Annotated in this window: 11 protein-coding genes, 1 pseudogene and 1 other annotated feature; of the genes and pseudogenes, 6 read left to right on the forward strand and 6 right to left on the reverse strand. The window is 57.2% G+C overall.

Annotated features, from left to right (window positions below; genetic code table 11):
- The first annotated feature begins 3 nt into the window (after nt 1–3).
- The 4 genes from PY311_RS10535 (at nt 4) to PY311_RS10550 (ending at nt 4,421) form a co-directional block, all read left to right on the forward strand.
- Entirely contained in the window at nt 4–747 is a 744-nt protein-coding gene (locus PY311_RS10535) for an ABC transporter ATP-binding protein (protein ID WP_286148644.1), read from the forward strand.
- Nucleotides 744–1,988, forward strand: coding sequence for an ABC transporter permease (locus PY311_RS10540; RefSeq protein ID WP_286148645.1), 1,245 nt, complete (start codon nt 744–746; stop codon nt 1,986–1,988). The genes PY311_RS10535 and PY311_RS10540 overlap by 4 nt, the downstream gene beginning before the upstream one ends.
- Before the next feature lie 127 nt (nt 1,989–2,115).
- On the forward strand, nt 2,116–2,706 hold the full coding sequence (locus PY311_RS10545; protein ID WP_286148646.1) for a TetR/AcrR family transcriptional regulator: 591 nt from the start codon (nt 2,116–2,118) through the stop codon (nt 2,704–2,706).
- 185 nt (nt 2,707–2,891) lie between these two features.
- Complete coding sequence (locus PY311_RS10550) at nt 2,892–4,421, forward strand: sodium/proline symporter (protein WP_286148647.1); 1,530 nt, start codon at nt 2,892–2,894, stop codon at nt 4,419–4,421.
- A gap of 270 nt (nt 4,422–4,691) precedes the next feature.
- Here PY311_RS10550 and hcp read toward each other — a convergent pair whose 3' ends face one another.
- Nucleotides 4,692–6,254 carry a hydroxylamine reductase gene (hcp, locus tag PY311_RS10555; protein ID WP_286148648.1) on the reverse strand — a complete coding sequence of 521 codons (1,563 nt, stop codon included), beginning with the start codon at nt 6,252–6,254 and terminating at the stop codon, nt 4,692–4,694.
- A gap of 144 nt (nt 6,255–6,398) precedes the next feature.
- On the opposite strand from hcp, the gene PY311_RS10560 reads away from it, so the two are divergent.
- Nucleotides 6,399–7,079 (forward strand): YoaK family protein, encoded by a 681-nt coding sequence (locus tag PY311_RS10560; protein ID WP_286148649.1) that lies wholly within the window; start codon nt 6,399–6,401, stop codon nt 7,077–7,079.
- A 56-nt stretch (nt 7,080–7,135) separates the two neighbouring features.
- Here the strand turns inward: PY311_RS10560 and PY311_RS10565 are convergent.
- Nucleotides 7,136–8,005: pseudogene (locus tag PY311_RS10565) on the reverse strand (NAD(P)-dependent oxidoreductase); the annotation flags it as partial.
- 204 nt (nt 8,006–8,209) lie between these two features.
- Nucleotides 8,210–8,455, forward strand: a binding site (T-box leader).
- Nucleotides 8,456–8,501: 46 nt separating this feature from the next.
- On the opposite strand from PY311_RS10565, the gene asnB reads away from it, so the two are divergent.
- On the forward strand, nt 8,502–10,085 hold the full coding sequence (gene asnB, locus PY311_RS10570) for an asparagine synthase B (protein ID WP_286148650.1): 1,584 nt from the start codon (nt 8,502–8,504) through the stop codon (nt 10,083–10,085).
- Nucleotides 10,086–10,152: 67 nt separating this feature from the next.
- On the opposite strand, the gene PY311_RS10575 is transcribed toward asnB, so the two are convergent.
- The 4 genes from PY311_RS10575 to dapF form a co-directional block, all read right to left on the reverse strand.
- Nucleotides 10,153–11,394, reverse strand: coding sequence for a dicarboxylate/amino acid:cation symporter (locus PY311_RS10575; protein ID WP_286148651.1), 1,242 nt, complete (start codon nt 11,392–11,394; stop codon nt 10,153–10,155).
- 81 nt (nt 11,395–11,475) lie between these two features.
- A complete protein-coding gene (locus tag PY311_RS10580) occupies nt 11,476–12,891 on the reverse strand; it encodes a YfcC family protein (protein ID WP_286148653.1) in 1,416 nt (471 codons plus the stop codon).
- Nucleotides 12,892–12,932: 41 nt separating this feature from the next.
- Entirely contained in the window at nt 12,933–14,120 is a 1,188-nt protein-coding gene (locus PY311_RS10585) for a M20 metallopeptidase family protein (protein ID WP_286148654.1), read from the reverse strand.
- Between the two features lie 16 nt (nt 14,121–14,136).
- Nucleotides 14,137–14,976: a diaminopimelate epimerase gene (gene dapF / locus PY311_RS10590; protein ID WP_286148655.1), complete on the reverse strand. Its 840-nt coding sequence runs from the start codon at nt 14,974–14,976 to the stop codon at nt 14,137–14,139.
- Nucleotides 14,977–15,381 lie beyond the last annotated feature (405 nt).

A 15,381-nucleotide genomic window follows, 5' to 3' on the forward strand; every position in this document is an offset into this window, starting at 1 on the left:
GCCATGGAGCATCTGATCGAATTAAAAAACGTCTATAAGATCTACCACATGGGCGATGAAGACGTTCACGCGTTGGATGGGGTATCCCTTACCATCGACAAGGGCGAATTTGTGGCTATTGTGGGCCAGTCCGGTTCCGGCAAGTCCACCGCCATGAATATCATCGGCTGTCTGGACGTTCCCACCAGCGGGACGTATCATCTGGGCGGTGTGGATGTTTCCACCATGGATGATGACCAGCAGGCGGAAATACGGAACAAAATGCTGGGGTTTATTTTTCAGCAGTATAACCTGATTCCAAAGCTGACGGTGCTGGAAAACGTGGAGCTGCCGCTGCTGTACGCCGGTGTCGGCGCGGAGGAGCGGAAGGAGCGGGCTGTGGCCGCACTGGGCCGGGTGGGTCTTGCCGATAAGCAAAAGAACCTGCCAAGTCAGCTTTCCGGCGGTCAGCAGCAGCGGGTATCCATCGCGAGAGCACTGGCGGGAAATCCTTCTGTGATTTTGGCGGATGAGCCTACTGGCGCGCTGGATTCCCGGACGGGCCGGGAGGTGCTGGGGTTCCTCCAGAAGCTGAATCAGGAGGGGGATACCGTGGTGCTCATCACCCACGATAACTCCATCGCCGTAAAAGCCAAGCGCATCGTCCGCCTTCAGGACGGCCGCATCATCTATGACGGCGACGCCTCCGATCCCGCCGCAGTGGTGCAGCCGGAGGAGACCGGCGCGGACGGGGAGGTGGGCGTATGAACTTTACCCAATCCTTCAAGCTGGCGCTGAAATCTCTGAAAACCAGCAAAATGCGGGCATTCCTCACCATGCTGGGTATCATCATCGGCGTCGGCGCTGTGATCGTGATCCTGTCTCTCGGCAACGGCATGACCAATATGATGAACAGTGAATTTGAAAAAATGGGTGCCAATTTGATTCAGGTCATGACCTATGGCCGGGGGACCGGCGGCACCCGTGACGTGGATGTGGAGGATCTCTATGAACTGGTGGACAAGTACCCCCAGTACCTCACCGGCGTGACCCCCTATGTCTCCGCTTCTGCCAAGGTGCGCTACCAGACGGATGACTATGACCGCACCTCGGTCTACGGCGTCAGCGAGGCATTTTTCAAGGAGGACACGAAGGGTACCATGCAGGGCGAAACCCTGGCAGAGGGACGCTTCCTCAGCTACATCGACGTGGATCGGCATCAGAATGTCTGCGTCATCGGCGATTATCTGGCGCAGGCCGCCTTTCGGGGCGACGCACTGGGTAAGACCATCTCTCTGAGCGGTGTGCCTTACACCGTCATCGGCGTGTTGAGTAAAAGCGGCGACAGCAGCGAGGGCAGCGCCGACGATGTGATCTACATCCCCTATGAAAACGCCCAGCGGATGGGCACTGGCACCATGATGATGGGCACCGGCGAAATGTTCCTGCTGACCTCCACCAGCCGGGATACGGCGTCCGCTGCCAAGGGCATTGTGGAAAAGCGACTGTATAAAACCTATCAGTCCTCGGACTACTACATGGTCATGACCTCTGCGGAGATGATGGACGCCATGAACACCATGATGAATACCATGATGATCGTGCTGGTGGCCATTGCCGCCATTTCTCTGGTGGTGGGCGGCATCGGCATTATGAACATCATGCTGGTGTCCGTCACGGAACGGACAAGGGAGATCGGCATCCGAAAATCCCTGGGTGCCAAGCAGAAGGACATCCGGGGCCAATTCGTCATTGAAGCGGGCACCACCTCCGCCGTGGGCGGTGTGCTGGGAATCGGCTTCGGACTGCTGCTGGCCAGAGCCGCCACCATTGCGGTGGGAGCCGTTATGTCCAGTTCTATGAACGGCGTCACCTTCAGCGCGGTGCCGACCCTTTCCGACATTGCCGTGAGCTTCGGCGTCAGCGTGTTCATCGGTATTCTGTTTGGATATCTGCCTGCCAATAAGGCGGCCAAGCTGAACCCCATCGACGCGCTGCGATATGATTAAAAGCACACCCCCGGAGGCAACTCCGGGGGTGTGTTTTACAAAAGCGCTTTCGGCTGGCGCGCAGGGGCGCACTTGCCAGCGGCGGCGGCTTGTGCTAAAATGAGCAAAAAACAAGGGGGAGGCTGCCATGGCAAAGAAGAACAGCCGCAACACCAAGGGGCGTATCATCTCCGCTGCGTGGAAGCTCTTTTACGAGCAGGGCTATGAGGGGACGACCGTTGAGGACATCGTTTTTGAATCCGGCACCTCCAAGGGCTCGTTCTACCACTATTTTGACGGGAAGGACGCCCTGATGGGAACGCTGGCCTATGTGTTTGATGAGAAGTATGAGGAGTTGATTCCGGCGCTGGACCCGAACATGGGCGCGCTGGAAACGCTGGCCTATATTAACCACGAGCTGTATGTGATGATCGAGGCCAGTGTGTCCATTGACCTTTTGACCCGGCTGCTGTCCACACAGCTTTTGGCCCGGGGCGAAAAGCATCTGCTGGACCGGAGCCGGGTCTATTTCCGCCTGCTGCGGCGCATTGTCCGGCAGGGGGCGGAGCGGGGCGAGCTGCGCCGGGAGGTTTCGGTGGATGAGCTGGTGCGGGCCTTTGCTATGTGGGAGCGGGCACAGCTTTATGACTGGTGCCTGTGCGGCGGGGATTACTCGCTGGTGAGCTATGCGGAGAAAATGACGCCGCTGTTTTTGGAGAGCTTCCGCGCTCCTAAATAAAATTTATTTTTTTGGTTTTACTTGCTTTCCATAATTCATTCTATTAATGAAACGTTGAAAATAAAACGATAATTTAGATAAATACAGAACACAGTATAGAATAAATTCTATACTGTGTTCTGTATTTCGTTCTTGTTTATGTTATGATATGATACCAGACATTGAAGCATAAAGGAGAGAGTTGTATGACATCCGCACAGATCGCCATTATGGCAACGATCATCCTGTATCTCTGTCTGGTGATTTTTACCGGCGTTATGATCGGGAAAAGAAGCAAAAAGAGCGCCGAGGGCTTTTATCTCGGCGGCCGTGGCATGGGCCCGCTGGTCACGGCCATGAGCGCCGAGGCCAGTGACATGAGCAGCTATCTGCTTATGGGTATCCCCGGCCTCGCCTATCTCAGCGGCGTGGCGGACGCAAGCTGGACCGCTATCGGCCTTGCCATCGGTACATATTTGAACTTTCTGCTGGTGGCCCGCCGCCTGCGGCGCTACAGCGTCCGGCTGGACGCCATCACCATCCCCAGCTTTATCTCCAAGCGCTATGGGGAGAAAAAGCCGGTCATCATGGGGATTTCCGCACTGATCATTCTGGTGTTTTTCGTGCCCTATGTGGCCTCCGGCCTTGCTGCCATCGGCAAGCTGTTCAACAGCCTGTTCGGCTGGAGCTATATGGCCTCCGTGGTGGTGGGCGCCATCGTTATCATCAGCTATACCTCTGTGGGCGGCTTCAGTGCCGTTGCCACCATGGACCTCATTCAGTCCATTATCATGACCGTTGCCCTGTGTATCATCGTGACCTTCGGCGTAGTACAGGCCGGAGGCATGGACGCCGTGCTGGCCCATGCCCGGAGTCTTCCCGGCTTTTTGAGCTTCAGCCAGACGTACAACGCCGCCTCCGGGCAGGCGGAGCCCTACGGTATCATCCGTATTGTCTCCATGCTGGCATGGGGCCTCGGCTATTTCGGAATGCCGCACATTCTGGTGCGCTTTATGGCGATCCGGCATGAGGATGAGCTGAAGCTCTCCCGCCGCATCGCGGCCATCTGGGTGGTCATTTCCATGGCCGTTGCGGTGTTTATCGGTATCGTGGGCCATGCCGTATCCAATGAGGGCCGTATTCCGCTGCTGGAGGGCAGCGCCACAGAGACCGTCATCGTCCGACTGTCCGACCTGCTCTCGTCCTACGGCTTGCTGCCCGCCATCGTCGCCGGCTGCATTTTAGCGGGTATTCTGGCGGCTACCATGTCCACGGCGGACTCTCAGCTTTTGGCGGCGGCCTCCGCGTTTTCGGAAAATGTTTTGCAGGATGTGTTCGGCGTGAAGCTGACTGCCAAGCAGAATATGCTGGCCGCACGGCTGACGGTGGTGGTCATCGCGTTTATCGCCATTTTCCTTGCGGCGGACCCCAACAGTAACGTGTTCAAGATCGTCTCCTTTGCGTGGGCGGGCTTCGGCGCAACCTTCGGCCCCGCCATGCTTTTTGCACTGTTCTGGAAGCGCAGCAACCGGCAGGGTGTGCTGGCCGGTCTTGCGGCCGGTGGACTGATGATCTTCATCTGGAAGTTCTGCGTCCGGCCTATGGGCGGCATCTGGGATATTTATGAGCTGCTGCCCGCCTTCGCGGTGAACTGTCTGGTCACGGTGATCGTGTCTCTGGCAACACCGGCCCCGGAGAAGGAGATCACCGCTGTATTTGATGAGATCGGCGGCTGAATCATTTAAGAACTCCATACAAAGCCCCCGGCACCGTTTACGGTGCCGGGGGCGAGACTGTCGATAAAGTGGTAAATCCTCCGCAACGGTAAGGAAGGGTGTGCGCGGGAAACCCAAGAAGGGTGTCCTGCGCCATTGAAATCCTTAGTTTTCAGAACTTTTATGAAGTTCTGAAAACTTGTTCAGCGGGGAGAAAAGACTTCTTCGACACGCTGGCACCCGGCACCGTTTACGGTGCCGGGTGCTTCTTTTTATCTGCTGCTGTTAGCACTATCCCCGGCCTAAAATGGCGTCCAGATCCTGCTCCGGGGCAGTGATGGGCTGGAGACCGTAGGTGTCCACAAGGACCTTGACCACCGTTTCGGAGAGGAAGGCGGGCAGCGTAGGGCCAAGGTAGATGTTCTTGACGCCGAGGGCCAGCAGACTCAACAGAATGCAAACGGCCTTCTGCTCGTACCAGGAGAGTACCAGTGTCAGCGGCAGCTCATTGACGGAGCAGCCGAAGGCGTCCGCCAGTGCCAGCGCTACCTTGACAGCGCTGTAGGCATCGTTGCACTGGCCCATGTCCATGATTCGGGGCAGACCGGCAATTTCCCCCAAGTCCAGATCGTTGAAGCGGTACTTGCCGCAGGCCAGCGTGAGAATCAGGCTGTCCATAGGGACCTTTTTCGCAAGCTCCGTGTAGTAGTTCCGCCCGGGGTGCGCCCCATCACAGCCGCCGATGAGAAAAATATGCCGTACCTTTCTGGCCTTGATGGCGTCAATGAGGGCAGGGGCATGGGCCAGCACGGCGGCATGGGCAAAGCCGGTGGTGAGCATGTGCCCGCCGTTGATGCCGGACATGGAGTGGTCATGCTCATAGCCGCCCAGCGCCTTCGCCTGGCGAATCAGGGGTGAGAAATCCTTGTGCCCCTGCGAATCGGCGGTGATGTGCATCATCCCCTCGTAGCCAACTACAGAGGTGGTGTAAACGCGGTCGGCGTAGCTGGGCCGGGGCGGCATGAGGCAGTTGGTAGTAAACAGCACCGGGGCGGGGAGGTTTTCAAATTCCTTTTGCTGGTTCTGCCACGCCGTACCGAAATTTCCGGCAAGCTGCGGATATTTGTTCAATCCGGGATAGCCGTGGGCCGGGAGCATTTCGCTGTGGGTATACACGTTGACGCCGGTGCCAGATGTCTGCTCCAAAAGCTGGTGCAAGTCCTCAAGGTCATGGCCGGAGACTACGATAAACGGCCCCTTTTTGATGTCCGTTGTGACGCGGGTGGGGGTCGGGTCGCCAAAGGCGCCGGTGTTGGCGGCGTCCAGCAGCTCCATGCAGCGGAAATTCACCTGACCGAACTCCAAGATAAGGGCCAGCCATTCCTCCACGGTGTGCTCTTGGTTCACGGCGCACAGGCCCTTATAGAACCACGCGGAGACTGCTTCGTCCTCATGGCATAGATTGCGGGCGTGGTGGGCGTAGGCCGCCATGCCCTTGAGACCAAACAGCAGTGTGGAGCGGAGGGAAACGGTGTCGGTCTCCCCATTCCAGAGCGCAATGACGGGGAATTCCTTTAGACTTAGTTCCCGGCGGGTCTGCACCACCCGGTCTGTAAAGGACTGGATGGCGGCGTTATCGAAATTGACGTTGGTGAGCGTGGTGAACAGGCCGTCCTCCAGTAGCCGGGTGGCCTCGGCGGGATGCTGCCCGGCGTCCTCCGCCGCCTCGGCCAGCGCGATGAGCTCCCGCACAAGGTCATCCTGCAAACCCGCCGTTTCCGGCTGCTTGCCGCAGACGCCCACCTGCACGCAGCCCTTTCCGCCGGCAGTCTGCTGACACTGAAAACAAAACATGGCAATACCTCCCAAAATCGGATAGCGATAGTATGCGCCGATTCCCCATTCGCATACGGGAGGCATTGACATTTTGAGCGCAGGGTGGTACATTGTAGGCCGTTGACAAATCTCCGTAAAAAACAGAATGGAGCCTGCTTGCGTATGTCTGTGTTTTCACGGTCCCATCGGGGCCAGATGTCGGATTCCATGCTGACCGCCGCATTCATCATTCTCTCTGGCGGCCTTCAGGATGCCTATACCTATCTCTGCCGGGGCAAGGTCTATGCCAACGCCCAGACCGGCAATATCGTTCTGCTGAGTACCTACCTCTGCAATGGGGAATGGGCCGCGGCGGGGCGTTATCTTGTGCCGGTGCTGGCGTTTATGGCGGGCATTTTCGCCGCCGAATGTGTCCACCGCCGGTTCCGGCGGATGGAGCGCGTCCACTGGCGGCAGATGATTCTGCTGGCGGAGATCGTGCTGCTGGCGGCGGTGGGCTTTGTGCCCCAAAGCGCCAATACGGCGGCCAACGCGCTGGTTTCCTTTGTGTGCGCCCTGCAGGTGCAGACGTTCCGCAAGGTCCGGGGCCACGCCTATGCCAGTACCATGTGCATCGGTAATATGCGAAGCGGAACAGAGGCGCTGTGCGCCTATTTCCATGACCGGGAGCCGGAGGCGCTGAAAAAGGCGCTGACCTATTTCGGCGTGATTCTGCTGTTCGCGGTGGGGGCCGGACTTGGCAGTGTTCTCACAGGATTGCTGGCGGAACAGGCTATCTGGGTCTCCTGCGCGCTGCTGGCGGTGAGCTTTACCGCAATGTTTATCCAGGAGGAAAAGCAATAAGTATCAAAATAAAGGGGCCGGGGGATATTTATCCCCGGCCCCTTTGCGCGATACGCTTATTTTTCGTAGAATTTGATAAGGGCCTGCGTACCCAGATCGCCGCAGCCCTGCTGCTCCAGTGCACGGCAGTTTTCCAGGGTCTGACGCAACACGTTCAGGTCCAGTCCCGAGTGGTTAGCCTCCTCCTCGGCCAACCGCATATCCTTGATGAAATGCTTCATGAAGAAGCCGGGGGCGAAGTCACCGTCCAGAATTTTATGGCCCTGAAAATCTAATTGCTTGCTCCCCGCAGCGCCGGAGGACAGCGCATTCACCAGCGTGCTGCGGTCCAGCCCCTCGGCCTTGGCATAGGCCAACGCCTCACAGACTCCGGAGAGCGCACCGGCGATCATGATTTGGTTGGCCATTTTGGCGTGCTGGCCGCAGCCGGCGGGGCCGAAATAGGTAATGGTTTTGCCCATGGCCTGAAAAATGGGGAGAGCGGTATCGAAATCCGCCCTTTGACCGCCTACCAGAATGGACAGCGTACCCGCCTTGGCACCGGTATCGCCGCCGGTAACAGGCGCGTCCAGCACCCGCAGGCCGCGCTGGGCACCCTCCTCGGCAATGCGCTTTGCCAGTGTGGGGCTGGTGGTGGTCATATCAATGAGCAGTGTGTCCTTGGCGGCGTTGTCCAAAATGGCGCCGGGAGTGAAATAAACCTCCTCCACATCCTTGGGGAAGCCCACCATGGTGATGACCACATCACTGGCCTTTACGCAGTCGGCGATGCTGTCATGGAACACCGCGCCCTCGGACACCACATCCGCGACCTTTTCCGGGTGGCGGGCATAAATATGGAGCTGATATCCGGCCTTCATCAGATTGCGGACCATGGCCTTTCCCATGATACCAACGCCGATCCAACCGATCTTCTGCATGGAACATTCCTCCTGTTTCGTTGTTTGCTCTTAGCATGGCACAGTTTGCTGCCGCTGTCAAGCAATGTTATGACAGCGGAAATGTGGCAAAATAAATAAATAAAATTTGAACAGCAGCTGCATATTTGACAAATACGGCATTGACGGTAAGCCCCGGCAGCGCTATAATCAGTCCAACAATTTCGGAGCGGGCCAACGCTTCGGCATATTGCAAATGCGTAGATCGAGACAAGTACCGCAGTCAAACGGTCACAGCGAGCCGGGAAGGGTGGAAGCCCGGTACAACGGGGCGGCGGGAATAACACTTGGGAGCAGCGATCTGAACGGCGGGAGCTTAGTAGGAAAGACGCGGCGTGCGGCGTTAAAGCACAGGGGTTTGTTAGAACTCCGCAAAGGGGCCGGTTTTATCCGGCAAATTAGGTGGCACCACGGATGCAGCAGCGATTCGTCCTAAAATTTTTAGGATGTTCGCTGCTTTGATTTTTTCCGGAGGTGCTTTTTTATGTGCGCAATTATGGGGTTTTCCACGAAGAAACTGGACAAGCATGAGATTTGGGAGTATTTCGACCGGACCCTCTCCCGGGGGCCTGATATGTCCCGGATCATGGACACCGGCTCCGGCTGGCTGTGCTTCCACCGGCTGGCCATCATGGGCCTGACCGAGGCTGGTATGCAGCCCTTTGAGGTGGACGGCGACATGGTGGTGTGCAACGGCGAGCTGTACGGCTTCCGCCCCCTGAAGCGGCAGCTGACGGAAAAGGGCTACACATTCCAGAGCGGCAGCGACTGCGAGATCATTCTGCCGCTGTACCGGGAGTACGGCCTCGATATGTTCGCCAAGCTGGACGCCGAGTTTGCCATGATTATTTATGACCACAAGCGGGATTCCCTTATTGCCGCCCGGGACCCCATTGGTATCCGCCCCCTGTTTTACGGCTATCTGGATGATGGCAGCATCGTGTTTGCCAGCGAGGCCAAGAACCTTGTGGGGCTTTGCGGCGAGGTCTGCCCCTTCCCGCCGGGCCACTACTACGCCGACGGGAAATTCGTCCGCTACGCCGACCTCACCACAGTAACGGAATACTGCCATGACGATTTGGAGACTGTCTGTCATACGATTCGCAATAAGCTCATCGCTGGTGTGGACAAGCGGTTGGATGCCGACGCCCCGCTGGGCTTCCTGCTCTCCGGCGGGCTGGATTCCTCGCTGGTGTGCGCCATCAGCGCGCTGGTTCTGGGAAAGAAAATTCGTACCTTTGCCATCGGCATGGATAAGGACGCCATTGACTTAAAGTATGCCCGGGAGGTAGCCGACTATATCGGCGCGGAGCATACCGAGGTGCTCATGACCCGGCAGGAGGTGCTGGACACCTTGGAGGAGGTCATCTCCCTTTTGGGGACCTATGACATCACCACCATCCGGGCCAGCATGGGAATGTACCTTTGCTGCAAGGCCATTCATGAGAAAACGGATATCCGGGTGCTGATGACCGGTGAAATTTCCGATGAGCTGTTTGGCTATAAGTACACGGACTTCGCCCCCTCTCCTGAAGCATTTCAGCAGGAGGCCAAAAAGCGGGTGGACGAACTATATATGTACGATGTACTCCGGGCAGACCGCTGCATCTCCGCAAACTCTCTGGAGGCGCGGGTGCCCTTCGGCGATTTGAATTTTGTAAGGTACGTCATGAGCATCGATCCGGCTATGAAGGTCAACACCTACGATATGGGAAAATACCTTCTGCGCCATGCCTTTGAAAAGGACCACCTGCTGCCGGACGATATTCTCTGGCGGCAGAAGGCGGCTTTCTCTGATGCCGTGGGACATTCCATGGTGGACGATTTAAAGGAGTACGCCGAAACCAAGTACACTGATGCCGAGTTTGAGGAAAAGCGGAAGAAGTACGATTTCGCCCAGCCGTTCACCAAGGAATCCCTGCTGTACCGTGAAATTTTTGAAAAATATTATCCCGGTCAGGCCCCCATGGTCAAGGACTTCTGGATGCCCAACAAGAGCTGGAAGGGCTGCGATGTCAACGATCCCTCCGCCCGGGTGCTGAGCAACTACGGCGCCAGCGGTCAATAAAAGAATAGAAAAACAGCAAGGCCCCGGACTTTTGTCCGGGGCCTTGCTGTTTTTTCATTTAATCAGCTTAATCAGTTTTGAGCTGCTTCTGCAGCCAATCCTTACCTTCAACGAACCGGGAGACGATGTAGCTGACCACATAATCTCCGGCGGAGTTGATCATGGTAGCCGGGGGGTCCACCAGATTGCCGATGGCCACGAGAATGGGGAAGGCCAGCTCCATCTGTGTGGGGAAGAAAATGGTGCAGATGATATACTCGCCGATGTAGCCGCCGCCGGGAACGCCGCTCATACCCACAGAGGACAAAACGGCCACCAGTACGATAAACGGCAGACGGGACCATGTAAGCTGTTCGCCGAATACGCCCAGCACGAACGCAATTTTCAGCACGCAGCTAAAGCACGAACCGTCCATGTGCATGGTGGCACCCAGCGGCATGACCATGCCGGCGATGTCGCGGTCAATGCCGGTCTCCGCCGCCTCCTCTAAGTTGGTGGGAATTGTGGCGACAGAGGAGCAGGTCCCGAGAGACACAACGGCCGGACGGGCGATGTGGCGGAACATGATGCCAACGGCACCCTTGCCGCCGCCGAACCACGCGAACAGGGGGAAGGCGGTAAAAATGTAGAGAAAGCACAGAGGATAGTACACCAGCAGTGCCCGGCCATAGCCCTTGACCACCTCGGAGCCATAGGTCGCTACCAAATCGGCGAAGATAGAGAAGAAGGCGACAGGGGCGTAATAGGTGATGATCTGGACGAACTTCATCATCACGTCAGAAAGGCCGGAGAGCCACTTGCCGACAATGGAGTCCTTACCGCCGGTCATCTGCACGGAAAAGCCGAACAGCACGGAAAATACGATAAGGGGCAGCATGGCCCGACGGCTTAGAAGGCCCACAAAGTCCTCCGCCGTGAAGAAATTGACGATCATTTCTGTCATGGTAGCGTGTTCACCGATCTCCTCGGCGGCAAGGTCGGCCCACGGCACCAGCACCGGCGGGAACAGCTTCATCAGCACGAACATGATAACGGCGGCAATAGCGCCGGTAACTACGAAGGTGCCGATGGTAGTGGCCATGATTTTTCCGGCCCGCTGGCGGCTGTCCATATTGGCAACGGACCCGGCAATGGAGGAAAACACCAGCGGGACCACGATGCAGAACATCAGGTTGATGAAAACCTTTCCTAAAAAAGCAATTTTGTGCCCGGCATCAGGCCAGAACCAGCCCACCAGTGCACCGGCGATCATGCAGCAGAGCAAAATCGCCAGAAAGCGATAGTTCTTTGAAACAGATTTCTTATCCATACATTGTCCTCCTAACAATCAACGGGGCGGCAAAGGGACATGGGGAATTGCTTTTTTCGCATGGCTTCGGCGGAGCCAGACTCAGAAAGGACCGAAGCCCACCAACTGTGCGCCGGCCACAAAGATAACAGCCAGAATGCTCAGCACGGCAAACAGGGGCACGGCGATTTTCAGGTACTTGTCATAGCGCAGGTTGGCCATGGCAAGATAGGCGAACACGGTGGAGGAGGTGGGCCAGATCAGGTTGGAGAGGCCATCGCCGAACTGGAAGGCGGAAACGGCGGTCTGCCGGGTGACGCCCAGCACATCGGCCAGCGGGGCCATGATAGGCATGGAGACCATGGCCTGACCGGAGCCGGAGTTGACGAAGAAATTCAAAACGGTCTGGAAAATCAGCATTCCGATGGCGGAGAGCATGGGGGGCAGATGCTGCAGGGGCAGGGACATGGCGTAGACCACTGTGTCGCAGATAGCGCCCTCGGTGAAGATAACGTAAATGGCCCGGGCCAGCGCAATGCACATGGCGCCGAAGTAGAGGTCGGAGCCGTACTTGATGAACAGCTGGCAGATCTCCGTCTCATTAAAGCCACCCGCGATACCGGCGAAAATACCGGAAATGATGAAAATGGCGGTGTACTGGTTGAAGGAATAATCGTAAATAGCGGCGCCTAAAATCAGCCAGACCACTGTGGCAAGGAAGCCCAGCAGCAAAATCCAGTCCCGCCCGGTGAGCTTGACGCTGTTGTATTTGGCGCTGAGCTCATCCTTTCCGGCGGCCTCGGCGTTGAAATCGCCCAGAGCGCAGGAGGGGTCCTTCTTGACTTTGGCGGCATAAATGAACACGAAGGCCATGGAGATAGCGCACATCACCACCCAGCAGATGGTGCGGGGCAGCATACCGGAGAAGGAGGGCAGCTCCGCCACGGACTGCGCCACATATACGGTGTACGGATTCAGCGGGCCGGTGGCAAAGCCGGTGAACGTGGGGAACAGGACCATAATAACGCCGGTCATGGTGTCATAGCCCAGCGCGGAGGCAAGGCCGATGGTCATGGGGACGAAGGCCAGCTCCGGCGTGATGTTGCCGGTGAAGCCGCCCAGCACGGCGAAGAAGATCATCAAAACGATCATGACCGCTTTTTCGCCCTTATCGCCAAGGACCTTCATGGCCTTGAAGATGGCCTTGTTGAAGATGTCGGTCTCCATATAGACACCGATACCGGCCACGAAGATGAAGACGCCCGCGATGATGGCAGCGGAGTCCACAAAGCCCTGACCAATGGCAGTGAACCAGCCGAAGATGTCAACGGGCTGCTGCTCGATGAAGTGGAATGTGCCGGGGACAACGCCGCTGCGGCCATTGATGTCAACGCGGTCAAAGGCACCGGCGGGGACGATATAGGTCATGATACCGGCGATGCAGATCATCAAAACCAGCAGGGTATAGACGTGAATCATCCTGAACTTTTTCTTTTGGGTTCCCAGGGTATTGCTCATGTTTTTCTCTCCTTTTTGTTTCGGGGGTATGAATCGACTGCTCAGGCAAGGCCCGTATGCAGAAAATTCCAGATGGCGGAGGCGTACAGTGCGGCGGCAACGGGGAGCGCCTGTTCATCCGGGGTAAAGAGATCACTGTGGAGCGGCGCGGCAGGCGTATCGCCTGCGGCAACGCCGATTTGGATGAAGCTGCCGGTGGCGGCATCTGCAAAATAGCCGAAATCCTCCGTTCCCATAGTGGGCTGGGCGATGAGGCGGACATGGTCCGCGCCCAGCATCCGCTCCGCAGTGGCGCGAATCAGGTCAGTGGGGGCATCGCGGTTGACAACACCGGGATAGCTGGTTTCCACCGTGACCTCGGCGGAAATCCCCATAGCGGCGGCAATGCCGGAAACCAGCGTCTTAAATTCCTTTGTTGTGCGGCGGCGGGCCTCCGGTCCCAGTGTACGGATAATGCCGGTAAGGGTGGCGGTACCGGGAATAATATTTCCGGCAGTTCCGGCGTGAATGCTGCCGAAGGTGACCACGGCGGCGTCCGTCGGGGCCGTGCGGCGGCTGACCAGCGTTTGCGCGGCAGAGATGATCTGCGCCGCACAGACGATGGGGTCATGCCCGGCATCCGGCTGTGCGCCGTGGGTAGATGCGCCGGTGAGCGTGATATGAAAAGGATTGGAGGCGGCGTAGGCGCTGCCGTAGCGGATGCCGACCGTTCCCACCGGCAGCTCCGGGTTTACGTGGCCGCCGAATACAACGTCAACGTGGGGATCCTCCATGCACCCGGCTTGAATCATGCGTTCCGCGCCGCCGGTGCCCTCCTCGTTGGGCTGGAAGAACAGCTTCACACTGCCGGGCAGCGCGTCCCGGTGAGCGGCAAGCAGTCTCGCGGCGCCAAGGGCAGCAGTGATGTGCAGATCATGTCCGCAGGCGTGCATGACGCCGGAAATTTCCGAGGAAAAGGGGAGACCGGTGTGCTCGGTGATAGGCAGGGCGTCCATATCCGCCCGAAGTGCGGCCACCCGTCCTGGGAGCGCGCCCTGCAGAAGCCCGACAACTGCGGTTCCCACCGGCCGGGAAACCTCGATACCCATAGAGGTCAGCTCCTGCGCGATTCGTTCACTGGTCCATTTCTCGTGGTCCCCTAACTCAGGGTGGTGGTGGAAGCATCTCCGCATTTCCTGCAGATAGGGGAAAATTGAGGCCGCTTCCTTTAAAAAGTCCTGTTCGTTCATAAGTATCTCCTGCTCATCACAGCTTTAGTTCTTCATCCGTGACCTCGCCCTTGCAGACGATATTGGTGGGGCCGGTGAGATACAGATTTTGAATGGTGCTGCCCACACGGTCCACATCCACAATGAGCTGTCCGCCGGTCATATTCACCTTGACCTGATGTCCGCTGACCTTACCCTGAAGCGTCAGGGCGGCAGCTACGCTGCCGGTCCCGGTACCGCAGGCGTAGGTAAAGTCCTCCACACCACGCTCAAAGGTGCGCTCGAAAATCTCGTCCTCACCGGTCAGCTCGCAGAAGTTGACATTGGCCCCTTTGGGAAAATCCTTGCAGTGGCGGATGGCGCGGCCTAACTCCCGAAGCTCGTTTTCATCGGCGTGGGCCAGATCGTGATAGGGAATAATGGCATGGGGGATACCGGGGTCTCCCAGTTCCATGTAGGAGCCGGTATAGCAGACGCCGTTGGCCTCAATGGGGATGTCCAGCCGGATATGGGCGGGATCATTGAGCCGGATTCGGTACAGGCGCTTGTCGATTCGCTGTCCGATGACCAGACCGGCGGTGGTCTCTACCCGCTGGACCTCGCCAGCGAGGCCGTTTTCGTAGCCGTAGCGGCAGATACAGCGGGCACCGTTGCCGCACATTTCACTGGTGCTTCCATCATTATTGTAAAACCACATCCGATAATCGCCGCCCTGAACAGGCGTGTCAACGATCATCAAACCATCGGCGCCGATGGAGAACTGCCGGTGGCAAAGCGTACGGGCCAGCGTAGGAAAGATCTCGGGGGATAGATGCTCCTCCATATTATTGATGAGCAGAAAATCGTTCCCGGTGCCATTCATTTTCCAGAAGTACAAAGGTATCACCTCACATACAATTTATATATGTGTTGTATTATAGTGGTGTAGCGGGCGGAAGAATACCGAATATCGTGCGAAAAACTATGCAAAAAGTGCGGTCACGATAACGGAGAAAAATTTTTACAGGAATGAAAAAAATTCTTGACATTCTACGTCGGATTTGGTATTCTTAATAAGCTGTTTAGCGGCGATGAAGAGAAGCGGGTCAAGAGATGGAGGGCGAAAACGCCTGAAAAAAGTTCTTGACAAGCAGAACTGAGCCTGATATAATAGCGACTGTTCCGCATGAGGGACGTGCACCTTGTAAATTAAACAACGTGAGAAAAGAAAGCACCAGCGGAGCGAGCTTTTCACGAGGCTCGCGACGAAGTTGTGGGTGAATAGGCCGTAGTCAATTCGGTC

Source organism: Neopoerus faecalis (assembly GCF_029218125.1).
In the GTDB taxonomy this organism is placed as follows: domain Bacteria; phylum Bacillota; class Clostridia; order Oscillospirales; family Oscillospiraceae; genus Oscillibacter; species Oscillibacter faecalis_A.